14 protein-coding genes are annotated in these 26,550 nt (G+C 41.6%); 12 read left to right on the top strand and 2 right to left on the bottom strand.

Annotation, left to right across the window (positions count from 1 at the left end; all coding sequences use genetic code 11):
* Positions 1-61: 61 nt before the first annotated feature.
* The gene (locus AB5217_RS13925) at positions 62-4,195 is read right to left on the bottom strand and encodes a two-component regulator propeller domain-containing protein (protein WP_004326480.1); all 4,134 of its coding nucleotides are present in this window, start codon (positions 4,193-4,195) and stop codon (positions 62-64) included.
* 395 nt (positions 4,196-4,590) lie between these two features.
* On the opposite strand from AB5217_RS13925, the gene AB5217_RS13930 reads away from it, so the two are divergent.
* The 10 genes from AB5217_RS13930 (at position 4,591) to AB5217_RS13975 (ending at position 22,555) form a co-directional block, all read left to right on the top strand.
* Complete coding sequence (locus AB5217_RS13930) at positions 4,591-7,764, top strand: SusC/RagA family TonB-linked outer membrane protein (RefSeq protein ID WP_008999830.1); 3,174 nt, start codon at positions 4,591-4,593, stop codon at positions 7,762-7,764.
* Between the two features lie 19 nt (positions 7,765-7,783).
* A complete protein-coding gene (locus tag AB5217_RS13935; protein WP_004300844.1) occupies positions 7,784-9,430 on the top strand; it encodes a RagB/SusD family nutrient uptake outer membrane protein in 1,647 nt (548 codons plus the stop codon).
* A gap of 14 nt (positions 9,431-9,444) precedes the next feature.
* The gene (locus tag AB5217_RS13940; protein ID WP_004304381.1) at positions 9,445-10,848 is read left to right on the top strand and encodes a glycan-binding surface protein; all 1,404 of its coding nucleotides are present in this window, start codon (positions 9,445-9,447) and stop codon (positions 10,846-10,848) included.
* A 24-nt stretch (positions 10,849-10,872) separates the two neighbouring features.
* On the top strand, positions 10,873-13,095 hold the full coding sequence (locus AB5217_RS13945) for an endo-1,4-beta-xylanase (protein WP_004326482.1): 2,223 nt from the start codon (positions 10,873-10,875) through the stop codon (positions 13,093-13,095).
* 332 nt (positions 13,096-13,427) lie between these two features.
* A complete protein-coding gene (locus AB5217_RS13950) occupies positions 13,428-15,086 on the top strand; it encodes a sialate O-acetylesterase (protein WP_004304379.1) in 1,659 nt (552 codons plus the stop codon).
* 16 nt (positions 15,087-15,102) lie between these two features.
* A complete protein-coding gene (locus tag AB5217_RS13955; protein WP_004311418.1) occupies positions 15,103-16,518 on the top strand; it encodes an MFS transporter in 1,416 nt (471 codons plus the stop codon).
* Positions 16,519-16,557: 39 nt separating this feature from the next.
* Positions 16,558-17,688, top strand: coding sequence for an endo-1,4-beta-xylanase (locus AB5217_RS13960; RefSeq protein ID WP_004326483.1), 1,131 nt, complete (start codon positions 16,558-16,560; stop codon positions 17,686-17,688).
* Positions 17,689-17,714: 26 nt separating this feature from the next.
* On the top strand, positions 17,715-18,692 hold the full coding sequence (locus AB5217_RS13965) for a glycoside hydrolase family 43 protein (protein ID WP_004326484.1): 978 nt from the start codon (positions 17,715-17,717) through the stop codon (positions 18,690-18,692).
* A gap of 165 nt (positions 18,693-18,857) precedes the next feature.
* Positions 18,858-20,993 carry an alpha-glucuronidase family glycosyl hydrolase gene (locus tag AB5217_RS13970; RefSeq protein WP_004326485.1) on the top strand — a complete coding sequence of 712 codons (2,136 nt, stop codon included), beginning with the start codon at positions 18,858-18,860 and terminating at the stop codon, positions 20,991-20,993.
* Between the two features lie 107 nt (positions 20,994-21,100).
* Entirely contained in the window at positions 21,101-22,555 is a 1,455-nt protein-coding gene (locus AB5217_RS13975) for an ATP-binding cassette domain-containing protein (RefSeq protein WP_004326486.1), read from the top strand.
* Positions 22,556-22,590: 35 nt separating this feature from the next.
* Here the strand turns inward: AB5217_RS13975 and AB5217_RS13980 are convergent, their stop codons facing one another.
* On the bottom strand, positions 22,591-24,411 hold the full coding sequence (locus AB5217_RS13980) for a PAS domain-containing sensor histidine kinase (protein ID WP_004326487.1): 1,821 nt from the start codon (positions 24,409-24,411) through the stop codon (positions 22,591-22,593).
* 492 nt (positions 24,412-24,903) lie between these two features.
* On the opposite strand from AB5217_RS13980, the gene AB5217_RS13985 reads away from it, so the two are divergent.
* Both AB5217_RS13985 and AB5217_RS13990 read left to right on the top strand, forming a co-directional pair.
* Positions 24,904-25,407 (top strand): RNA polymerase sigma factor, encoded by a 504-nt coding sequence (locus AB5217_RS13985; RefSeq protein WP_004300832.1) that lies wholly within the window; start codon positions 24,904-24,906, stop codon positions 25,405-25,407.
* A gap of 66 nt (positions 25,408-25,473) precedes the next feature.
* Entirely contained in the window at positions 25,474-26,541 is a 1,068-nt protein-coding gene (locus AB5217_RS13990; RefSeq protein WP_004321485.1) for a FecR family protein, read from the top strand.
* The last annotated feature ends 9 nt before the right edge of the window (positions 26,542-26,550 follow it).

Here is a 26,550-nt window from a genome sequence, read left to right on the forward strand (position 1 = left end):
TATCAATAACGGCTTTCTTTCTAATTTAGATTCTTGTTTGTAACAAGTCTAATTCTGTTTGTTACATCTGTTGTTCTTTATATTCACTCGGTGAAATTCCGTAAAAGTCTCTGAATGTATTGGAAAAATGAGAGAGGTTGGAGAAGCCTGTAGCGTATGCAACTTCCGAAACGCTTAGATTCTTCTCACGTAGCAGATTGGCAGCTTGTTTCAGTCTGATAGAACGAATGAAATCTCGTGCTGACTGATTAGTCAACTCCTTTAATTTGCGGTGCATATGTACGCGGCTCATTCCAACGTTGGCTGCCAGCATCTCTACATTAAGGGTAGGGTCGGCAAGATGGTCATTGATGGTTTTCATTACTTTACTCATCAAGATCTCATCATTGGACTTCATTTCTATCTTTGTTATTTTTTCTTCTACTTGTTGTTCACCTACCAGTTTGCCACGCAGTCTTTCCCGATTGGCTATCAGATTACTGATAGTAGTTCGTAATAATTCAGTGTTGAATGGTTTTACGATATAAGCATCTGCTCCAATTTCAAGCCCTTCGATTTGGTCTTCGGCTTTCGATTTGGCGGTTAATAATATAATCGGTATATGATTGATATTGATATTCTGTTTTATTTTCCGGCAGAGAGTGATCCCATCCATTTCGGGCATCATAACATCACTGATGACGAGATCGGGTTTCTCCTTCAAAATGGTTTCCAGTCCTTCCCGTCCATTTGTACATTCATAGATACGGAAATCACTATCCAGTTCGCTACGTATGTAGCGGCGTATTTCTTCATCATCTTCTACGATTAAGACGCGATAACGTGTTTTTGCTTTGTGTTTCCTGTACTCGTTAGTTTTGTTTTCTTCTTCCGTTTCATAGATCGAATCTTTGGGAAGTTGGGAGATTGTTGGTTCGCTTCCGGTTTCTTCAGGATTTTCCAGTTCTTCTGCTTTCAAGTGATTACTACCTAACGGCAGGCGGATGATGAAACGGGTTCCTTGTCCGTCTTCGCGGTTTTCTGCTTTGATGATGCCGTGGTGCAGTTCCACTAACGACCGTGAAAGATGCAGTCCGATTCCTGTACCGAAATTAGATTGTGTCATGTCGTTGTCAATCTGATAGAAACGCTCGAATATTTGTTCTATTTTGTTTTTGTCAATACCGATTCCGTTATCGGTGATATCTATCTCGAAATAATCTTTCAAAGCACCCCGGTAGGCATCGTTGTGACCGGTTTTCAATAACACTTCGATATTTCCTCCCTCATGTGTATATTTGAAAGCATTGGAAAGGACATTCATCAATACTTTGTCAAAGTTATTTAGATCAATCCATACTTTCAGAGAATCAGCACCTTCCAGTTCTTTTTCGAAAGTAAATGTGATGTTCTTTTTTTGCGCTTGATAATTGAATGTTTGCATCAAGTCATTGATAAATCCTACGATGTCTGTTTCCCGGAATTTCAGATGCATTTGTCCTTTGTCCAGTTTTCGTATGTCCATCAGTTGATTGATCAGACGTAGAATACGTTGGGCATTCCGGTAAATCATGAGATAAACCGGTTGTTTCTCGGAATGTTCGGCTAACAGTTTCTCTAACGGGCTGATGATAAGAGTCATCGGGGTACGTATTTCATGTGAGATATTAATGAAGAATTGTAATTTGGCTTCGTTAATCTGTTCCATGTGTTTTTGTCGCATCACTTCTTGCCGGTGGCGGATACGTGACAGAATATACATGGTAAGAGCATAGATTAGTAATGCTCCGAGGCATCCCCAGATTACTTTTGCCCACCAGGTCTGGTACCAGGGTGGAGTGATGGCAATAGTAACTGTGCGGATATTAGAGAAATTATTATGGTCGCGTGCCTGTACGGAGAAAGTGTATTTCCCCGGTTTCAGACTGCTATAAGTCACCCGGTTTGTTCCCGGTTGCGTACTGATCCATTCATCGCCTAATTCTTTTATCTTATATTGATAACTAATCCGGTCGGGATTGCTGAATTCCAAAACAGAAAAATCAATGCTGAATGTATTTTCATTATATGCCAGTGTAAATTGCTCGGTATCCATGACAGCAGTATCAGTGATGACATTGTTGCCGGATTTATCCCCTTTTTTCACAGGGCGGTTAGCAACGTGAAAGCCGGTAATCAATACATTCATTTCTTTTTTGATTTCGGTGATATCCTGGGGGTAGAAAGCTGTTACTCCATTGGTACCTCCAAAAAATATCTTGCCGCGTTTATCTTTAAATACAGCAGTGCGTGTAAACTCATTTCCTTGCAGACCGTCGCCTGCATAATAGTTGATAAACTTCTTTTCTGGAGGATTCAGTTTGGAGATTCCCTGATGGGTACTGATCCATATATTTTTTTTCTCGTCTTCAGCCAGGCCGCAAATAATATCACTGGGGAGTCCATCGGCAGTAGTGAAAAGTACAGGTGTTAGTCTGTCTTTATTCAGGCAGACCAATCCTTCGGAAGTACCAGCCCAGATCTCTCCATTACTACTTTCCAATAAACTGTAAACGACATACCCGGGGAGGAGATTGTTTTGCTTTTTATAATTGATAAAATTGTCCGTTTGAGGATTGAGTACGGCCAGACCTTTATAAGTGCCGATCCATATCATTCCCTCTTTATCTTCCAGTAGGTAGCTGATCCAATCGTTCGGAAGACGGTTGATGCTCCAGTCATCGTTTTCGTTGCGGGTAGATTCGTAATAGGTGACATGTTGAGTTGGTAAATTGATTTTGTATAAGCCCGAACCATAAGTACCCACCCAGAGATTCTTGTTTTTGTCTTCAATGATGCAGGAAACTTTGGGCTTGCCTGCGTTAAGATTTCCTTGTAAAAGCGAGGTGGCATCTTGACATGTTCCGGTTTGTTTGTTCATCCGTGCCAGACCATCGAAGTAAGATCCTAGCCAAAGTTCCTGATTGGAATCTTCATAGAGACATAGGATAGTGCCGGGGACAGATTGGGGATTACCTGCCTGATGGGTGTAATGGCGTAATTGTTTTCCCTGATCGTTTATGGCATATAATCCGTCGTTATCCGTACCTATCCAGATTGTAGCTTGTTCATCTGTATGAATAGCCATAACACAGCTGGAACCAATGGTGTTGTTGTGTATTGATTTGTAGCCGTAGTAGTCGAACTTATTTGAAATGCCGGGCACTAGTATCAAACCTTTCTGAAAAATGCCCAGCCATAAATTGTGATCTTTATCTTCGATTAACGAGTGAACCTTGGATTTGGAGAAGTCAAAGGGACCCGCATTAATCTCACTGTCCACAATAATATCTTGTTGAGGCTGATATTCTTTTACTCCTTCACCGTCTGTTCCTATGATAAGTTTTCCACGGGTATCAATGATGAGAGTCCGGATATTCAAATTCATCCGGTTTTGGTAGAGGACAGGTTCGAAGTTTCCTTCCTGTCGGGATGATAGTCTGAAAAGACCTTTTGTCAAGGTTCCTACGAAAATTTGTCCGTGTGCATCCTCACAAATGGCAGAAACGTCATCACCTGCTATATGATAAGGTGCTTTATAGCTTTTAAGCTCTTTACTTTCCGGAGAATAACGGTAAAGTCCTTTTTCTTCTGTAGCAATCCATAAATTTTGCCGGGAATCTTCGAAAATGACATTCAGGTAGTTACTACCTATCCGGTCTGTCAGTTCGGTTTCGATATGGAAGGAGGCGGGATTGCTGTTCTTTTTTAGGGATATGGCGCCTTGTCCGGAAGTTGCTATCCAAAGATCTCCGTTCCGGCGTTCAATAATGGAAGTGATATGAGGATTCTTTCGTCCGTCTTTCCGAGAGATGAATAATTCGTGAAAGTTGTCTGTGGCGCGGTCATATCGCTGTAAGCCATTGATGCATCCGATCCAGAAATTACCGCGACTGTCTTCGAATAATGTCCGTACATAGTTGTTTTTCAAACTGGTGCTATCCGTAGCATTATGTCGATAGATCGAGAAACGTGTCCCGTCGAATTTATTAAGTCCGTTTTCGGTAGCTATCCAGATAAATCCTTTCCGGTCCTGATATACGGCATTGATCAGACTGTTGGAAAGTTCTTTGTCTGTTGAATAGAATTTGCCGGTCTGTGCTTTCATAACAGGAGTGCTTCCTATCAGGAAACAGTATATGGAAAAAAGGAATAGGATTTGTGCTTTCATACTCATTAATATAAGCAGGGTTTATTGGTGCTTTTTATATAGACAAAGATACTATATTAAATTAAAATAGCATTAGCTTTGTTACTTTTCCTTTTACTGATGTTACGTGCAAACCCTTTAGGGATGCTTCTGGGAGGGGTATGTAACGGGTGTGCAATAGCTTGTAACGTACATGCAAGTGTATGTAACCGCCTGTCAATTGCTTGAAACAAAATCTCCACCTATGCTTGATATATTATCCATAAATTTGCATTAACCAAAAAAATGAATTGTCGGACACCTTAAAATAATAACTGCTTATGGAAACATGAATTCCTTACTCTATTCCTTATTATAAATAAGAAGAGAAAAACCTATAACTTGGATTAACCACTATCATTATTAATTAAAAAAATGATTTTATGGAAAGCACAAATCATTATTTTCGACCGTTAGGTCTTATCATTCTTTTCTGCCTCTTCCCTGTATGGGTATTGGCACAGACTGTTTCCGTGACGGGAGTGGTCAAAGATGCATCGGGCGAACCGATTATCGGAGCCAGTGTAGTAGAAGCTGGCACTACCAATGGTATAGTTACCGATTTGGATGGTAATTTTAAGTTGAATGTATCAGCCAAAGGTAGCTTGAAGATTTCTTTTATCGGATATCAGACACAAACGATTCCTGTAGCCGGGAAAAAGCAGTTTGATATTACCCTCAAAGAAGATGCAAAAGTATTAGACGAAGTAGTTGTAGTTGGATATGGTCAGATGAAACGTAGTGACCTGACCGGTTCTGTTGTATCGGTCAACGATGAAGCCATTAAGAAATCTGTAGTGACTTCCGTTGACCAGGTACTGCAAGGACGTGCTGCTGGTGTGCAGGTACAGGCTAATAGCGGTATGCCCGGTGGTAGTTCTTCCATCCGTATTCGTGGTATCAACTCTTTGAATGCCTCCAATGAACCTATCTTTGTCATTGACGGTGTTATCATCGACGGTTCCACAGGTTCGGGAAGTGATAATGCACTGGCATCTATCAATCCTTCGGACATCGTCTCTATGGACGTATTAAAGGATGCTTCCGCCACTGCTATTTATGGTGCGCGAGCTGCAAACGGTGTGATTATGATTACTACCAAACGTGGACAGAAGGGTGAGGCGCAAATAACTTATGACGGATATATAGGATGGCAGGAAATGCCTAAAAAACTGGATATGCTGAATCTGCGTGAATATGCGGAGCATAAGAATGTTCGTTCAGGAAAAGACTATTCGGGAAATGATTGGGGAATAGTGAACAAGGATAATAACTTTGTTCGTCCGGATTTACTAGGTGAGGGTACAGACTGGCAGGATGAGATGTTCTCTAAAGCTATGATGACCAGTCATAATCTTTCTGTGACCGGAGGTACTGATAAAAGTAACTATGCATTGGGAGCAGGTTACCTCAATCAGGATGGTATTGCTGTTGGTTCAGGGTTCAGGCGTCTGAACTTACGAGGTAGTTTTGATGCCCAGGTGAAGAGCTATTTAAAAATGGGTATTAACTTTGCGTTTAGTAATTCCCGTCAGAAATTGACTGTATCTGACGAGTCGTTGATTAGAACTGCTTTATTGCAGAGTCCGAGTGTGGCTGTTCGTAATGCTGAAGGCACATTTGACGGACCGGATACGGACGAATGGGTACAAACGAATCCGGTGGGTCTTGCCATGATTAAGGATAACCGCAATGAGAAAATGGGTATTCGGGCAAACACCTATGCTGAAGCTACTATCATTGACGGACTGACGTTTAAAACGGAATTGTCTTTCGATTATGGGGTAACTAATACTTATAAATTTGATCCCTCATATACTTTTGGTGCGATTGAAAATACGGACCGTCAGGGGACTTTCTCCAAATCATATAATAAGTTCTGGAGTTGGAGAAATATCGTGAATTACATGAAAACTTTTGGAGTGCACAATGTGAATGCAATGATTGGTCAGGAAATGCAGGAGAGCAAATGGGAATATCTGATGGGAAGCCGTATGGGATATTTGTCCAATGCCGCAACCGACCTGACATTGGGAGATGCCGCAACAGCCAAGAATAATGGTAATAGTGGAGAAAGTTCGATTTTATCTTATTTCGGCCGTCTGTTCTATTCATACGATGACAAATATCTGTTGACATTTACTCTTCGTCGCGACGGTTCTTCCAAATTCTACAAAGATAATCGTTGGGGATGGTTCCCGTCGGCTGCTTTGGCTTGGAAGGTTTCCAATGAATCTTTTTTGAAAGACAACAATATTATTAATAATCTGAAATTGCGTTTAGGATGGGGTGTTGTAGGTAATCAGAATGTGCCTAATAATGCATATAAAGCCATTTATTCATCTGTTGCTACCGTTTGGGGAACAGGATTGCTGGCTGGCAATACTCCGAATCCCGAATTGAAATGGGAGTCTACTTATTCAAGTAATCTGGGACTTGATATTAATCTTTTCCAGAACAGGATTGAATTGATAGCCGATATTTATTATAAGAAAACAAATGATTTGTTGTTGCAAGTGCCTCTTCCTGCTTACGTGGGAACTTCAGGTCAGGGCTCTACTTCCGCACCCTGGAAGAATGTGGGTTCTTTGGAGAATAAAGGACTTGAGTTGACTTTAAATACAGTGAATATTGATAAAGGCGGATTTCAATGGAGAAGTAACGTGGTATTCTCTATGAACCGTAATAAAGTAAAATCGCTGGATACGGCAACCAGCCTGATAGATAAGAGTAATCAGACAGGCGAAACAATAACCGTACTGACACGTACATCAGTAGGAAACCCTATCGGACAGTTTTATGGTTATAAAGTGATTGGCCGCTTTGAAAAGGCTACTGACTTTTACTATAAAGATGCTTCCGGAGCAATTAAGCCGGTAGCATTGCCTGAAGGTATGTCGATTTCCAAGAATAGTATCTGGATTGGTGATTATATTTTTGAAGATGTAAACAAAGACGGTGTTATCAATGAACAGGACCGTACTTATATCGGTAATCCTGAACCGGACTTTACTTTCGGCTTCGGTAACTCTTTCTCTTATAAAGGCTTCGACTTGAGCATTAACCTGACCGGATCGGTGGGAAATGAAGTTGTAAACTGGGGGCGTCGTGAACTTGAAAATCCACGGGGCAATAATAATATCCTGAAATCGGCGTTGGATTATGCACAACTGGCTTTGATTGATCCGAATGGTCCGGATGATTATCGGAATATACAGATTGTAGGCGGTGACCCTTATGCTTGCCGTATGGCTATTGCCAAAGGGACAGATGATTCCAATTATCGTTTCAGTGACCGCTTTGTGGAAGATGGTTCTTTCCTGCGTATTCAGTCTATCTCTTTCGGCTATACGTTCCCGCGTAAATGGTTGGCACCGATTGGTATTCAGAATCTGAAACTTTATTGTAACCTGCAGAATGTATATACATTCACAAAATACAAAGGGATGGACCCGGAAATAGGTTCTGCCAATCAGGACGCTTTGCTTACAGGCTTTGATAACTATCGTTATCCTTCTCCGCGAATTTATACATTCGGTCTGAATTTAACCTTTTAATCATTTAAAGTGACTAAATATGAAAACAAGTAAATATATATACTCTTTCATGTTGGCTGTAGCTTTGGCGTTTGCAGGATGCAGTGACTTCCTCGATTCTGAAGATAACTCCAATATCGCAGGAGATAACTTTTATCAAACGGAAGATGATTTCCGGGCAGCAACAGCTCCTTTGTATAATAAGGTGTGGTTCGACTTTAACGATAAGTTCTATTATGGACTGGGTGATGGACGCGGATTCAACCTTTGTGCGACAACCTCTAATTATATCTATCCTTTTGCCGATTTGACCGAAACCGGATTGACGGGGCCGTTAGTTTCGGCTTGGGGCTCATTATACAATATAGTACAGCAAACTAATAAGATTATTAACGGGATCAAAGGTAACTCATCCAATAGCGAAGAAGTGAAGAACCCATATATTGCTGAAGCACGGTTCATGCGTGGAGTTGCTTATTCCTATCTGGCGATGTTATGGGGAAATGTTATTATAAATGAGGATACGGATGAACTGGTGGCTAATCCAATTGTCAATACTAGCCCGGTAAGTGATGTCTATGAATTTGCGATGCGTGACTTGGAATTTGCGGCAAAATATTTGCCGGAGGTTTCTTCTGCTGCCGGACGTGTCAATAAATACAGTGCCTTTGGCATGTTGTCGCGTGTTTATCTGACGTATGCCGGTTATAGTAGTAACCCTAATAGTGCGACCCGTAATCAGGACTATCTGGATTTGGCAAAGAAAGCGGCTTTAAAAGTGATAGAAAACAGAAATTTTGAACTGATGACTGATTATGCCGATTTGTTTATGATTGATAAAAATAACAACTCGGAAACACTGTTTGCTTTACAATGGGTTAGTAATGGTACGTATGGGGAATGTAATACGATACAGGATTATTTTGCTTGTGAGTCGGCTATTACCGGTAATGACCGTGCATGGGGCGGTTATGTTTTTGCACAACCGGACGTGATTTGGGAGTATGAAAAAGGAGATAAACGGCGTCAGCCGACTTGGATGGCTTATGGCGATCATTATCCTGAAATACAGAAAGCAAACGGAGGATATACTTGTGAGAAGAAAGCATCGGGTACTGTTTCCGGAATTTATTGTAAGAAATATGTTTGTGGTTCTAGCAAAGATAATGCGAAGATCACTTCCGGAAGTACTCCTATCAATACTTACATGTTGCGTCTGGCAGAAGTATATCTGATTTATGCAGAAGCTATATTGGGAAATAATCCTTCAACAGATGATGCCGATGCAATGGAATACTTTAACAAAGTGCGCAAGCGTGCCGGTTTGGAACCCCAAAATTCGATTACTTACGAAGATATTCGTCGTGAGCGTAGACTGGAACTTTGTCTGGAAGGACAGTATTGGTATGACTTGGTACGTAGAGCTTATTATAAACAACAGGAAGTACTCAATTATATCACCGGACAGGATAGGGGTACTGCTATTCCTGTAGTATGGGATGCGGATACACAGACTTTGAAGAGAGACGAGGATTCGGATGAAACGAAGCGTGCCATAGGTGACGTCGATTCCAGTATATTCCTTCTTCCTTATCCGGAATCGGAGACTGTGCAAAATCCTTTGTTGAAAGCGGATCCTATGCCTTATGCATTTAAGGAAGACAGAATAACCGATTTGTTTAACTAAAAACGAGAATACGAATGAAAAGCTTGATATATAAAAATAGTATGAAAGCATTTGGCTTATTGGTGAGTCTGCTCATCTGCTCTTGTTCATTTGTTTCGTGTGACGACGATGACGATAATGGCGGAAGTTCTGTGATGAACATAACAGGGATCTATCTGGAAGACGCGAAGTCGAATGTTCCTGACCGTTTGGTTGATTTTGCCCGTTTGGGACAACTGATCCGAATTGAAGGTGAAGGATTCAACGGATTGAAGAAAGTGTATATTAATGGATATAACTGTTATTTTAATCCGGTTTTTGTTTCGAATAAATCTTTTCTGGTTAGTGTGAACAGTAAAGTTCCGACTACAGAAGCTGACGAGAATGTACGTAATACAATTCGTTTGGTAAAAGATGGCGGTGAATACGTTTATGATTTCCAGATTCGTGCTGCTGCACCGTCTATAACGAAAATCTCCAACTGTATGCCGAATGTAGGTGAACCTATCATTGTTTATGGAAGTGGATTGACGGAAATAGCAAAAGTCGTTTTCCCCGGAAATGTGGTGGTGACAGAAGGTATTATTTCTGATCTTGACGGTGAATATTTTATGGTGGATATGCCTGCCGGAGTTTCTGAAGAGGGCGGTTCTATTTTCGTAGAAGGTTCGAATGGTGGTGCTTATTCTCCTGCCTATTTCAATTATAAGAAAGGCTTGTTGTTGAACTTCGACGGAGTGGGTGCACAAGGGGCATGGGGCGATTCTGAAAGTATGATTCAAACAACCGAACTGGAATCAGCTTCGATTGGTGAAGGTAATGTGTCGCAAGGTGCTTACTGTCGTTTGCCATTAGAAAGACAGTTGCCGGTGGCAGCAGCGAAGAATCGTTGTGCTGAAGTTTGGACAGCTGGTAATGGCACTGATCCTGACTGGTTGACGCTGGGTGTCCCTGCTGAAACTCCTGTTGCCGAATGTGCTATTCAGTTTGAAATTTATGTGCCCGAACCTTGGTCTGAATCCGGATTCCTGAAGATTTGTGGTCAGAACGGATTCAACGGTGGAGAATGGGAGAGAGACTGTTATAATTACGTACCGTGGCTTGTAGACGGAAAGATTGTTCCTTTCCAGACAACCGGTTGGCAGACTGTAACTGTTCCGTTTAGTGAATTCTACAAATCGAAAGCATCCAGCGGAGCTTGGACCACTTTTGCCGATGTGGCCGCTACCCGTGCATCTGCTTCTTATGCCAACTTCGGTTTCTATTTTGAGAACTCTGATATTACATTGGATAAGATCACAGGTGCGAGCTCGGATAAAGAAACAGAGTTTCTATCCAAAGCAACTTCCGTGAAGATTTATATTGATAACTGGCGTGTCGTACCTTTGACGAAGCCGGAATATACCGATTTCCCGGACGAAGAAGAGGATGCAGAATAATAATGACTTTAAATTGAAAAGATTATGAAATACAGAAATATGCTTCCGTTTGTTGCCTTGTCGGTGCTGATATTGACATCGTGTGACGATAATAAGATGGAGTGGTATAAAGACCCTACACATGGAGCGGTTACTTCTTCCGAACTGCCTTTACAGTTGGCTGAAAAGATTTCTCGTTACAAGCCGTTGAAAGAATATTTATCCGATCCCAACTTTAAGTTGGGTATCGGAGTGGGGATGGATGAATATCTTGGTGACGAGACAACGACTACCATTGTGAATGAGAACTTTAATGATCTGACGATAGGATATGCCATGAAGCACGGTCCTATGGTCGATTCTAAAGGGAATTTGAAATTTGATAAGGTCGATCAGTTGTTTACAAAGACCATAGAAGCGGGTATCAGCATTTATGGGCACTGTCTGATTTGGCACACTAATCAGAATGCGAGTTATCTGAATAGTCTGATTGCACCGGAAGTTATTCCGGGGCCGGCGGGCAGTAATTTGTTGGATTTGTCGGGCATTGAAGATGGAACCTTTGATGGCTGGAATCGTAAAAATGGAAGTGATGCGATGTCCATTGTGGAAGGGGAAGGACTGACAGCTACTTCCAAAGCATTGAAATTTGCAGTAGGATCTTCTGTAACGGCTGCTCATTCAGTGCAATTATATACTCCTGACATTTCAGCAGTAAGTGGGCATAATTATGAAATTTCATTTTTTGTCCGTTCGGATAATCCCGGTAAAGCCCGGTTGACTTTTGATGGGTTAGGAAATAATTATCCATATAAAGACTGGTATGCTACAGGTGGCAGTTGGACGGAAGCTTTTGAGACAACGTCTCAATGGCAGCAGGTGAAGATCACAGTGAATGATTTTGTTAGTACTACATTTCAGATTGCATTTGAATTTGGTTATTTGCCGGATGTGACTTATTATGTAGATAATATTGTTGTGACAGACAAAGATGCGGAGCCTACTGTGGTTAATCTGATTTCTAACGGAGATTTTGAAAGCAAAGCTATTACTCCTTGGGGAGCTTGGAGTAGTGGAAAGGCCACGATTTCGGAAGAAGGTGAAGGATATGGAAGTTCATACTCGATGAAGCTGACTAGTTCTGTTGACGGAGGGGCGGGCAATGCATATAAGGCACAGGCTGGATATGGCTTTGATACTCCTTTGGAAGTCGGCAAGACCTATGAGTTCTCTGCTATGATTAAAGCAAGTGTCTCAACTACTTTCCAAATTCAAATTCAGAACTCAACGAGTTATGCAGGTGAATGCTATGTAGATGGAAATGTGAGTACGACTTGGACAGAATTTAAGAAAGAATTTACAGTGTCTAAAGAGGATATGAATCGATTCTGTATCAATTTCGGAGTTAGTGCAGGCGATTATTATATAGATAATATCGTATTGTCGGAGAAAGTGGTGGAGACACGTGCAGTCACTCGCGCTTCCGGTCCTACTATCATTGAGAAGACCGACGAAGAAAAAGCCGAGATTATCAGAGATGCTATGGAAGACTGGATTTCAAAGATGGTTACCCATTGCAAACCTTATGTTCATGCATGGGACGTAGTCAATGAACCAATGGATGACGGAAAAACATCAGACATTAAGACTGGTAAAGGCAAAACTGATCTGGCTTCTGATGAATTCTACTGGCAAGATTATTTCCTGACTCCGAAAGACTATGCAGTAGAAGCTTTCAAACTTGCCCGTCAGTATGGAAATCCGGATAATAAACTATTCATCAATGATTATAATCTGGAATATAACCTCAATAAGTGTGACGGTCTGATTAAATATGTGGAATACATCGAAAGCAAAGGGGCCACAGTGGATGGTATTGGTACACAAATGCATATTGCTATTGATTCCAATAAAGACAATATTGCTCAAATGTTCCAGAAACTGGGTGCTACCGGCAAGTTGATTAAAGTATCCGAGTTGGATATTAAGGTTAACACCTCGTCGCCTACTACTGAAAATCTGGCACAACAGGCAGAAATGTATCAGTATGTCATTGATATGTACAAGAAGTATATCCCAGCGGACAAACAATATGGTATTACCATCTGGGGAGTATCGGACAATGAAAAAGAACATGTGAATTGGATACCGAATGACGCTCCGAACCTTTGGGATGCTAATTATGCACGTAAACATGCTTATAAGGGAGTGGCCGATGGTTTGGCTGGTAAAGATGTCAGCGGAGACTTTACCGGAGATTTGGAATAAATGATTTTATAACGATTAAAGAAGGGGAGAGTGAGGGTTACAGTAGTTGTTATTATCTTGGAGTGGATCAAATGAATAACAATAACTACTGTAATCCGCTCGTTCTAAAACTTTCCCTTTCCTCTTGTTTATCGGTGGTTTCAGCTTGAATGTAACATTGCAACAAGTTTTTGTAACATACGTAAACGATGATGTAACAAGCGAGTAATGATTTGAATCAGAATTTCTGGGTAAGTGGGAAGAAACTTCCTAAGTTTGCAAAGTGGAATCCCGATGGATTTCTTCTCTTGCTAAATTATCATGAAATAAAGACATATAAAAGAAAAGACAGAATGAATAAGTATTGGTTTTATAAGGTAGGGTTAGTAGTTGTGTTCCTTTGCTTCGCCTTGTTGGGCGGAGCAAAGGTTAAACTTCCGACTCTTGTTTCCGACGGAATGGTACTTCAGCGTGGGGAACCTGTCAATATCTGGGGAACGGCTGATCCTGATGAAACCGTTGATATAACTTTCCTGAAAAAGAAATATAAGACTGTTGCTGATGTACAAGGTAACTGGAAAGTGACTTTGCCTATATTGAAAGCTGGCGGACCTTATACGATGGCCATTAATGATATCGAATTAAAGGATATTCTTATTGGTGATGTTTGGGTATGTTCGGGACAGTCGAATATGGAATTGCCTGTTTCACGGGTTACAGATCGTTTTCGCGATGAAATATCTACGGACAGTAACTATCCGATGGTACGCTATATAAAAACACCTCTGCTCTATAATTTTCATGCTCCGCAGGCAGATATTCCGGGAATTTCCTGGCAAGCGATGACTCCTGAAAATGTGATGCCTTTCTCTGCTTTAGCCTATTTCTTCGCTAAAGATGTCTATCAAAAGACAAAGGTTCCGGTAGGAATCATAAATTCCAGTGTCGGAGGTTCACCGGTAGAAGCGTGGATCAGTGAGGGAGGGTTGAAGCCTTTTCCATTTTATTTGAATGAAAAGCGTATCTATGAGTCAGACGATTTGATGGAGTCGATGAAAAAAGAGGAGAGGAAGAAAAGTCATGCCTGGAATGTGGCGTTGTTTCAGGGAGATAAAGGGATGCATGAGGCTACCCCTTGGTATGCTGCCGATTATGATGATAGCAATTGGACAGAAACAGATTTGTTTACTTCCGGCTGGGCAACAAACGGACTGAATACTGTCAATGGCTCCCACTGGTTCCGTAAAGACTTTCAGGTGTCTGCACAACAGGCGGGAGAGAAAGCGACTCTTCGTTTGGGATGCATCGTAGATGCAGATTCGGTCTATGTAAATGGCACATTTGTGGGGACTGTCTCTTATCAGTATCCTCCCCGTATCTACACCATTCCTGCCGGATTGTTGAAAGCCGGAAAAAATACAATAACCATACGCCTTTTCAGTTATGGCGGTCGTCCTCAATTTGTAAAGGAAAAGCCTTATAAAATCCTTTTCGGAAAAGGTCAGCCGGAAAAAGGAGAATCGGAGATCAATTTGGAGGGGAGTTGGAAATATCATCTCGGTGCTCCTATGCCCGCTGCTCCGGGACAAACGGCTTTTCATTATAAACCCACAGGACTGTATAATGCAATGATTGCTCCTTTGCTGAACTATACGGTATCCGGTGTCATCTGGTATCAGGGAGAATCGAATGTCTCACGCAGAAATGAGTATAAAGACTTGTTGACGGCTATGATTAGCGATTGGAGACAGCGATGGAATAAGTCGGATATGCCTTTCTATATCATTGAGCTGGCGGATTTCCTTTCACCCACAGATAAAGGAGGACGCACTGCCTGGGCGGAATTCCGGAAAGCGCAGGCGGAAGTAGCCGATACAAATAAAAATGTTACTCTGATTAAAAATAGTGATTTAGGAGAATGGAATGATATTCATCCATTGGATAAAAAGACGCTAGGGCAACGAGTGGCAGCAGCTATCTTGATAGAAATGAATACGAAAAACAGAAAATGACCAATTTATCTATTTTATGGAGAATACAATAAAGACCAATGAAGCGAAAGGTTTCTATAAACTCTCTTGGCTTCAACGTATAGGATTCGGTTCCGGTGATTTGGCGCAAAACCTTATTTACCAGACCGTATGTATGTATCTGCTGATTTTTTATACCAATGTATATGGACTTAAACCGGAAGTGGCAGCCGTGATGTTTCTTATTGTCAGGATAGTGGATGTCCTTTGGGATCCTCTGGTGGGTGCTTTCGTCGATAAACACAATCCTAAACTAGGTAAATACCGTTCATATCTTATTTGGGGAGGAATTCCGCTGACTGGTTTTGCTATTCTTTGTTTTTGGAACGGCTTTTCGGGTTCACTGTTCTATGCCTATTTCACTTACGTTGGATTATCCATGTGTTATACATTGATTAATGTGCCTTATGGAGCACTGAATGCGTCACTTACCCGCGATACGAATGAAATCACGGTGTTGACGTCAGTGCGTATGTTTCTTGCCAATTTGGGTGGTTTGGCTGTGGCATACGGTATTCCGATACTGGTGAAGGTGTTGTCTCCCGATGGTAAAATCAATACTACTGCATCTGCTAACGCATGGTTTATTACGATGACTATTTATGCTGTTATCGGATTGGCGTTATTGATGTTCTGCTTTAGCCAGACGAAGGAGCGTGTGGTTATGGATCAGGAGGAGACATCTAAAGTAAAAGTGTCCGACTTGTGGGTAGAATTTTGTAGAAATAAACCTTTGCGTATTTTGGCGTTCTTTTTCATTACTGCTTTTGCAATGATGGCGATTGGTAATTCTGCCGGTTCATATTATATGATTTATAATGTACGTGCACCGGAGATGTTGCCTTATTTCATGGCCTTGGGCTCGATACCCGCATTCATTTTCATGCCGATGGTACCTGCCATTAAACGTGCCATTGGAAAAAAGCAAATGTTTTATGTATTCCTTTCAGTCGCTATATTGGGTATGGCATTGCTGTATATTATTTCTGTGGTTCCGGTACTCAAAACGCAGATATGGTTGGTCTTTGTGGCGCAGTTCATAAAATCGACGGGAGTCATTATTGCGACAGGGTATATGTGGGCTTTGGTTCCCGAAGTAATTTCGTATGGCGAATATACTCATGGTAAACGTATTTCGGGTATAGTCAATGCTTTGACTGGTATTTTCTATAAAGCGGGAATGGCTCTTGGAGGAGTTGTACCGGGACTTGTTATGGCTTTTGTCGGATTCGACCAGACAAATGAAGTGTCACAATCACCTTTTGCCGAACAGGGAATACTGTGGCTCGTAGCCGTTATTCCGGCGTTGTTGCTTTTGGTCGCTATGTTCATTATTTCTAAATATGAATTGGAAGATAATGTGATTGACAATATAAATGAGGAGATAGAATCGCGCTGTAAAAAAGGCGAATAGATAAGATAGTAGAATGTTTATTACTCAAAAATATAACGTATGAAACTCAAACGAATAATTCTGTTGTTATTGACAGTGATGTTTTCTTTTTCTTATGGAGAAGTTTTTGCGAAAGATGGAAATTCGCTGAAAAAGGCTTTGAAAAACAAGTTTTTGATTGGCGTGTCAGTGAACACACATCAAAGTTCCGGTAAGGATGTCGCAGCTGTTGAAATTGTAAAGAAGAATTTTAATTCCATCGTGGCGGAAAACTGCATGAAGTCTTCTGTCATTCATCCGAAAGAAAATAAGTATAATTTTGCGCAGGCAGATGAATTTGTCAGTTTTGGTGAGAGCAATCAAATGGCTATCATTGGTCACTGCCTGATTTGGCATTCACAATTGGCTCCTTGGTTTTGCGTAGATAAGGACGGGAATAATGTTTCTCCGGAAGTCCTGAAGAAACGGATGAAAGACCATATCACTACCATCGTGAAACGCTATAAAGGCCGTATCAAAGGCTGGGATGTAGTAAATGAAGCGATTGAAGATAATGGAGCATATCGCAAGACAAAGTTTTATGAGATTCTGGGGGAAGAATATATCCCATTGGCTTTCCAATATGCACACGAGGCTGATCCGGATGCCGAACTTTACTACAATGACTACTCAATGGCCCAACCGGGGAGAAGAGAAGCCGTCGTGAAAATGGTGAACGATTTGAAAAAACGTGGAATCCGTATTGATGCCATAGGTATGCAAGGACACATCGGCATGGACTACCCGAAAATCAGTGAATTTGAGAAGAGTATGCTGGCCTTTGCCGGAACAGGAGTGAAGATAATGATAACAGAACTGGATTTGACGGTGATACCATCACCGAATCCCAATGTAGGTGCAGAAGTTTCCGCTTCCTTTGAATATAAGAAAGAGATGAATCCTTATCCGGATGGATTACCGGAAGAGGTATCGAAAGCATGGACTGAAAGAATGAATGACTTTTTCCGTCTGTTCCTGAAACATCATAACCTCATCACCAGGGTTACTCTTTGGGGAGTAGCCGATCAGAACTCTTGGCGTAATGACTGGCCGATGAGAGGCCGCACGGATTATCCGTTACTTTTTGATCGCAATTATCAGCCGAAGCCGGTAGTCGGCCTGATTATCAAAGAGGCTGAAAAAACAAAATAAGTTTCTAACAGAAAAACCGAAAAAGCATGAAAACAGAAAAAAGATATTTAGTTCCCGGTGATTATATGGCTGACCCTGCCGTACATGTATTTGATGGCAAACTGTATATTTATCCCTCGCACGATTGGGAAAGTGGTATTGCTGAAAATGATAATGGCGATCATTTCAATATGAAAGATTATCACGTGTATTCTATGGATGATGTGATGAACGGTGAAATAAAAGATCATGGAGTGGTGCTTTCCACAGAGGATATTCCTTGGGCGGGCCGTCAACTATGGGATTGTGATGTGGTTTGTAAAGATGGTAAGTACTATATGTATTTTCCATTGAAAGATCAGAATGATATATTTCGTATCGGGGTAGCTGTGAGTGATAAACCTTATGGTCCTTTTATACCGGAAGCTAATCCGATGAAAGGAAGTTACAGCATCGATCCGGCTGTATGGGATGACGGAGATGGTAACTATTATATATATTTCGGTGGATTGTGGGGTGGACAACTTCAACGTTACCGTAATAATAAAGCCTTGGAATCTGCCATTTTTCCGGAAGGAGAGGAGGAGGCAATCCCGTCGCGTGTTGCTCGTTTGAGTGAAGACATGATGGAGTTTGCCGAAGAACCCCGTGCAGTGGTAATTCTGGATGAAGACGGTAAGCCATTGACAGCAGGGGATACGGAACGCCGTTTCTTCGAAGCTTCGTGGATGCATAAATATAATGGTAAATACTATTTTTCCTATTCTACGGGAGACACTCATTTGCTCTGCTATGCAACAGGTGATAACCCTTATGGTCCGTTTACTTATCAGGGAGTCATTCTGACTCCGGTGGTAGGATGGACTACTCACCATGCTATTGTAGAGTTTAAAGGTAAGTGGTATCTGTTTCATCACGATTGTGTACCATCAGAGGGAAAGACTTGGCTCCGTAGCTTGAAAGTCTGTGAACTTCAGTATGATGCAGACGGGCGAATCATTACTATCGAGGGAAAAGATGAATAATAGGATACATTAAAACAACCGCCTCTATTTGAAAAACATACCTACTTTTACCAGAATATTAGGTAATAGGGATTTTTCAGGTAGAGGCGGTTATTATTAACTATGAATGCTTAATTTACTTATGCTATCATACTGTAAATTAATTGTGATAACATACTTTGTACTATGAGAAATATATTTGCATTGACATTCACTTTGTTTTTTTGCTTTTCTTCTATTTGGGCAGAAGATGGAAGTGCCTTGTGGCTTCGTTATGCATCGGGAGCGAAAGCGGAAATTACCAGCAAGAAACAATCACCTACATTACGTATTGCGGTTTCCGAATTACAGAACTTCTGGCAGGGAGGAATCCCGGTTACTTTGGAGGTCCGGAACAATAAAGAACTTCGTGCACTTGGAAATGAGGGATATACGATTCAGACCTCCAAAGGTGGCAATCAAATAACGATAGCTTCTTCCGGTGAACAAGGAGTACTTTATGGAACGTATCATTTACTCCGTCTGCAAGCTACCGGACAACTACCGGAATCAGCTTTGCAATCCCTCAATATCTCCGAACGACCTGATTATCGAATTCGTATCCTGAATCATTGGGATAACTTGGATGGTACAATCGAACGCGGATATGCCGGACATTCACTTTGGAAATGGGACGAACTTCCGTCTGTTGTCTCTCCCCGTTATGAAGCCTACGCTCGTGCCAATGCTTCTATCGGCATTAATGCCACTGTAATAAACAATGTCAATGCAAGTCCTAAGATACTATCTAATGATTATTTGCAGAAAGTCAAAGTCTTGGCCGACGTTTTCCGCCCTTATGGCTTGAAAATATATCTTTCTATCAATTTCTCTTCTCCCGCAGCTTTAGGCGGTTTATCCACTTCCGATCCGTTGAATAAAGAAGTGATAAACTGGTGGAAGCAGAAAGCCAAAGAGATTTATTCTCTGATTCCCGATTTCGGAGGTTTTCTGGTGAAAGCGAATTCCGAAGGGCAGCCCGGTCCGTGTGACTACGGACGGACTCATGCCGAAGGAGCCAATATGCTTGCCGATGTGTTGAGGTCCTATCATGGCATTGTGATGTGGCGCGCTTTCGTTTATTCTCCTACCGACAGCGACCGTGCCAAACAAGCCTATCTTGAATTTGAACCTTTGGATGATAAATTTCGGGATAATGTTATTGTGCAGATCAAGAACGGTCCGATAGATTTCCAACCCCGTGAACCATTCAGCCCGCTGTTCGGAGCCATGAAAAAGACGGCAGTTATGCCCGAATTTCAAATCACACAAGAGTATCTTGGTTTTTCCAATCATCTTGCATTCCTTGCTCCTATGTGGAAAGAGTGTTTAGACAGTGATACTTATCTGCAAGGCAAAGGCTCTACCGTTGCCCGTGTGACAGATGGTTCTTTATTCTTTCATCCGCTCACGGCTATTTCCGGAGTGGCAAACATCGGTGATGATACTAATTGGTGTGGACATCCTTTTGCTCAAGCCAACTGGTATGCTTTCGGACGATTGGCATGGAAACATTCGCTCTCTTCCGAACAGATAGGAGAAGAATGGTTGAAACAGACTTTTCTTCCCGTTACCGGTGCGCAAACCGATACTCCGGCAGGAGAAGTCATTCAAAAAGAGCAGATCGACGCTCAACTCTCCCTTCTCAACTCCCAAGTGCTTCAGAAATCGAGAGAAGCAGTAGTAGACTACATGATGCCTCTCGGCTTGCATCATATCTTTGCATGGGGACATCATTACGGACCGGAACCCTGGTGTGATATTCCCGATGCCCGCCCGGATTGGCTGCCTCCTTATTACCACCGTGCCGACAACATGGGAATAGGTTTCGACCGCAGCAGTACAGGAAGTAATGCTACCGGACAATACCATTCTCCATTATGCGAGCAACTGGACAATGTGAATACTTGTCCGGAGAATCTGCTCCTTTGGTTTCACCATGTCCCTTGGAATCATCAGATGAAGAGCGGACGTACACTTTGGGCAGAACTGTGCTACGCGTATGATCGTGGTGTAAACGAAGTGAGAAACTTTCAAAAAGTGTGGGACAGGATGGAACCGTATATTGATTCCGAACGTTTTCGTGATGTGCAACACCGCCTGAAGATTCAGGCACGGGATGCTGTCTGGTGGCGGGATGCTTGTTTGCTTTACTTCCAGCAATTCAGCAGACAATCGATACCTTACGAATTGGAACGTCCCATACACGAGTTGAAAGATATGATGGAATACAAATTGGATATTACCAATTTTGAATGTCCACCTTATGGGTTTAGTAAGTAAATAAAGATATTCCTTCTACGGAACGAATAAGAATATGTTTGCAATTTGGCGTCTTTTATGATAAAATTGTTACCTTTGCGGGCAATAATAAAACAGAATAAAAGAATATGAACCAAAATACATTCTGCATGGCGGGGGGCGTAGCACGCAACCCGCTTGTGCGTTTAGCCAAACCCATCACGGCAACTATCGGAGCGAATGAACACATAGCTATTGTAGGTCCCAATGGTGGCGGTAAAAGTCTTTTTGTAGATACCCTGATCGGAAAATATCCATTGCGTGAAGGAACCGTACAATATGATTTTTCCCCCTCTGCCACCCAGACTCTTTATGATAATGTGAAATACATTGCTTTCCGTGATACCTATGGAGCTGCCGATGCCAATTACTACTACCAGCAGCGTTGGAATGCTCACGATCAGGATGAAGCTCCTGATGTTCGTGAGATGTTGGGAGAAATCAAGGACGAGCAACTACAACGCGAACTGTTTGAACTCTTCCGTATCGAACCGTTGCTCGACAAGAAAATTATTCTCCTTTCCAGCGGTGAATTACGTAAATTCCAGCTAACCAAAACCCTGTTGACTGCTCCCCGCGTGTTGATTATGGATAATCCGTTTATCGGACTGGATGCTCCTACGCGTGAACTGTTGTTTTCTTTGCTCGAACGTCTGACAAAAATGTCGTCCGTACAGATCATTCTGGTACTTTCCATGCTCGATGATATACCTTCATTCATCACTCATGTCATTCCTGTGGACAAAATGGAGGTCTTTCCTAAAATGGAACGTGAAGCCTATCTGGAAGCTTTCCGCAGTAGAGATGTGGTTACCTCTTTTGATGATTTGCAGCAACGGATTATAGATTTGTCATCTGATGGCAACAATTACGATTCGGAGGAAGTAGTAAAACTTAATAAGGTTAGTATCCGTTATGGCGACCGAACTATTCTGAAAGAACTGGACTGGACAGTCCGTCGTGGTGAGAAGTGGGCGTTGAGTGGTGAGAACGGTGCTGGGAAATCGACTCTGTTGAGCCTTGTCTGTGCAGACAATCCGCAATCGTATGCCTGTGACATCAGTCTCTTCGGACGGAAAAGAGGGACGGGAGAAAGTATTTGGGAAATCAAGAAACATATTGGTTACGTAAGTCCGGAGATGCACCGTGCTTATCTTAAAAATCTGCCCGCTATTGAGATTGTAGCCAGTGGTTTGCATGACAGTATCGGTCTGTATAAACGTCCTCAACCGGAACAGATGGCTATCTGTGAGTGGTGGATGGATATATTTGGCATTGCAGATTTGAAAGATAAACCATTCCTGCAACTATCCAGTGGAGAACAACGTTTGTCCTTGTTGGCAAGAGCTTTCGTCAAAGACCCGGAACTGCTGATTCTGGATGAACCGCTTCATGGCTTGGATACTTATAATCGTCGACGGGTAAAGAAAGTGATTGAGGCTTTCTGCCGACGCAAAGATAAGACGATGATTATGGTGACACATTATGAATCGGAACTTCCCAACACTATAACAGATCGTATTTTCTTAAAGAGAAACCGGTAAACATTGTTTTCTGATATTTATTTTGAATTTAGATTTTAGTTAATCGGATACGTAAACCAGAAACAAGAACCTTTCCCCGGTTCTGATTCCACTCCGATTTTGCCGCCTAACTGTGTGACGATACTTTGACAGATAGGGAGTCCCAGCCCTGTGCCGGCAATAAAATTATTCAATTTCACGAATCGGGTAAAGATAGCTTCCTGCTTTTCCGGTTCGATGCCCATTCCTGTATCTTGAACCGAGAATCTGACTTCATTTCCGTTGATTCGGTAATCAATAACAATACTGCCCTCGGAAGTAAATTTCAGAGCATTCGTTACAAAATTCAGCAATACCTGATACAACCTGTTTTTGTCGCTGGTAAAAGTAAGCTCGGGCAGTTCCGGTGCTAAGAGAATCTCTACTTGCTCTGTAGCCCTTACCTGCATAGATTGTAGCAGTTCGTTGCAAAGTTGTTGTGCATCCACTTGTTCCGGGATAATGTCGAAAGTCCCTGCCTCAATCTTTGACAAGTCAAGAATATCCGAGATCAGTTGTAACAAGAGCTTGTTGTTTTCTTCAATAATCGTTGCATACAGATGTTTTTCTTCTGCATCCTCCGCTTCCTCAAGCAAACTGGAAAAGCCTACTATCGCATTGAGCGGGGTACGTATCTCATGACTCATATTCGCAAGAAAAGCAGATTTTAGCCGGTCGGCTTCTTCAGCTTTCTCTTTGGCGCCAATCAGCATCCGCTCTGTCTCTTTCAGTTCGGTAATATCAAAGTTGATACACAGCATTTCGATGATATTGTCCTGGGGCTGGTAATTCCTTACTAATACGTTAACCCGTGTCCAAGTGTAATTTCCATCTGCTCTGCGAATCCGGACATCGCGGGATAGCTTGGAACTTTCTCCTTTTATCACTTTATCCAGGAAGTCGATCATCACAGCCCGATCTTCTGGATGGAAATGGGAATGAATGCCGATGATTTCCGGCAATGGGGTACCCTCTTCTTCACCTACATTCCTGTACCAGCTTCTCAAAGCATACCCATCCCGACTCAAAGCATCGAAGTGCGCGTAACCTACTTTGGCATAATCTCCTACCAGGTCGAAAAAACTCTCGAATTCCTGAATCTTATTATAAGCAATTGTATCTTCGGTCTTGTCTACATTAATTAAGAGGTAGTTGATAGGTTCGTGATTGTGATCGTATAGAGTGGTGACTTTGGTTGTTAAGTCAATGAAACCGGTTGTACTGTTAGGCTGATAATATTTGTTGATTTTGGAAAAGTCATACCGGAATGTAAAATCTGCGTTCTCATTGTCTTTTATTTTCTGTTTTATCTCTTCCGGCAATATAGGATTCTCGAAAATGTTGACTCCCAAAATATCTTCTTTATTGGAAATTCGGAACATTTCCATATCTTTTTTATTCAGGTCGACCATTTGACCGTCCTTATCATATAATTCGATGCCTACCGGAAGATTCTTATATATATTATGAAGGATCCGCTCGCTATTTTGTAGAGCCTGGTGTGCAGATGCTATATGAATTCCCTCTTGGGTTTCGGCAATTCCATATACTTTGGTGTTACCATTTTCGTCTGTTTCCTGGAAGCATGCCTTGCTACGAATCCATACATGACCTTTGGGAGTATCAAACAAGTATATTTCTTCTACAGTCTGTTGTACTTTGTCAAAAGACGGAAAAGTTGCGTATCCCTGATCTTCTTTTAGAATACGCTTGTTGAAATCTTCGAAACTGATGAGCCCGTCTTCTCCTATTCCGAGTAGTTGGGAGATAAGTTCCGAACACTTGTAAGTCTCTGCTTTCAAGTCAGCTTCCCACCATCCTATATTCGCTTTGTTCATAAGCTTTTGTAGGAATTCGCTTTCGTTTTGTTCGTTTATTTTCAAGGTATGTCTGTATTATCAGGTAGTTAGACAATAATTTGCTCGTAAAAATAATCATTTTTGTTGAATTCCACCTTAAAAAAGTAAAAGATAGTATGATTGTATCACAAGGAAAGTATGTATTACAAAGAAAATGGGCATATATGAGCAGAGTATCAATAAATTATCTTCGTGTAAAAAAAGTAATCGAAGCATTCTGTACGCGTAAAGATAAAGCGAAGATTAAATCAACGTCCAGATGAATGGAAACGGCCGGATATAGTTGTGAATCGTATCTTTCTGGAGAGAAACATAGTGTCAAAATATAAAGAGTCAGACGATGGGAATAGAATATGTCTATAACAACAAATGTATTTATATGAATTATAATCTTTTTTAATAAATAGAGTGTTTTTTGCTCCAATTGGTTATCTTTGCGCTCTATGAAACGCAAAAAGTAACTATAAATACATGAATAATAGTCAAAATGCTATAACTGTTATATACAGGGAACATTGGCAAAAACTCTATATTCATGCATATAATCTGCTGAATGATGAGGAAAGCGCAAAAGATGTGGTGAACGATGTCTTTTGTTCGGTGCTTGAGAGCAACGAACGGTTGACAACGGAAGAGGATCTGCTGCCGTTATTCTTCGTCATGGTGCGAAATCGTTGTATTGACCAAATACGTCATCAGAACGTGGTGCATAAAAATGCGGAAAGATATCTGGAAGAACTTTACAGTGGCTGGACTGTGAAAGAATACCGTGAGTATGAAGACAAGATAAACCGGATGCAGGAGAGTATTCGCCAGATGGCTCCACAAATGCGAACCGTAGTGGAAGAATTCTTCTTAAATGAAAAGAAATGTGCGGAAATCAGTGAAAAGTTACGTATTAGTGATAATACCGTTAGAACGCACATTGCCAGAGCTTTAAAGATACTCCGAAAACAATTAACCATCTTTTTTTAAAAAAAATCCTATCGGGGTGTCATCAGTTTCAGTAACCTTTACGTGTTTAATGAAACTATTGACACTATGATAGACCATTCAGATAAAAAATTAGATTATGCACTTCGTGCCATACAACATCCACAATTAAGAGAAACTGATGAATTTCTTCAGTGGATAGGTATACCTGAAAATAAAGAACTTTTCTTGGAATTAATGGCTTGTAAGGAAGCTGTGATACGTGAGAATCTGCAACGGAAACGCAAGTACAGAAAGAAAATGCGTATCTTGGCAATTGCTTCTTCTGTTGCAGCTGTCTTGATACTGGCTTTTCTGATTCCTTCTTTGCTTCCTTCCACTTCTTTACCTGCAGAACAGCCGATACGTTTTTTTGCTGCGAACAACAATGATGAACATGTGGTCCTACAAATGGATGGTCGTAGTGAACAGCAGTTATTGACAGACAGTGTGATGGATGTGAAAGACTGGAAAACTGTCTCGGCAGACACTGTATGCTGTCAGACTTTGACTACACCACGTGGAAAAGATTTTCTGCTGGTACTGGCTGATGGGACTAAGGTATGGCTCAATGCTGAAAGTCGTTTGCGCTACCCTGTGGCATTTCATGGAAAAGAACGACGTGTGGAACTAGAAGGGGAGGCTTGCTTTGAAGTGGCAAAAGATGCCGAACATCCGTTTATTGTATGTGCTAATGGCATGAATACCATGGTGCTGGGAACTAAATTCAACGTGCGTTCCTATAGTGTTGAAGATCGTCATGTAACTTTGGTGAATGGTAAGGTGCAGGTCACAAACACAGTTAACAATAAGTCGGTAACATTACGTCCGGGACAGGATTTGACCTATACGGAAACCGGAGAGGAAAAAGTATCAGAAGTGAATATCGCTACATATACAGCCTGGACAGAGGGAATGTTCTACTTTGAGGATGTGCCGTTGGAAGAAATCATGGGTGCTTTGGGAAGATGGTATAATGTGAATATCGATTTTGAGCGGTGCGAACTGTACCATATCAGGTTGAACTTCTGGGCTAATAAAAATACCCATTTGGATGAAGCATTGGAACTGCTGAATAAGTTGGAGAAAGTGCAGGTGGACTATCAGGACGGGACCATTACAATCAAGCAGATTTAACTATACAAA

It is taken from the genome of Bacteroides sp. MSSM.1001136sp1_RTP21357st2_D2_RTP21359_211015 (assembly GCF_040913205.1).
GTDB lineage: Bacteria > Bacteroidota > Bacteroidia > Bacteroidales > Bacteroidaceae > Bacteroides > Bacteroides ovatus.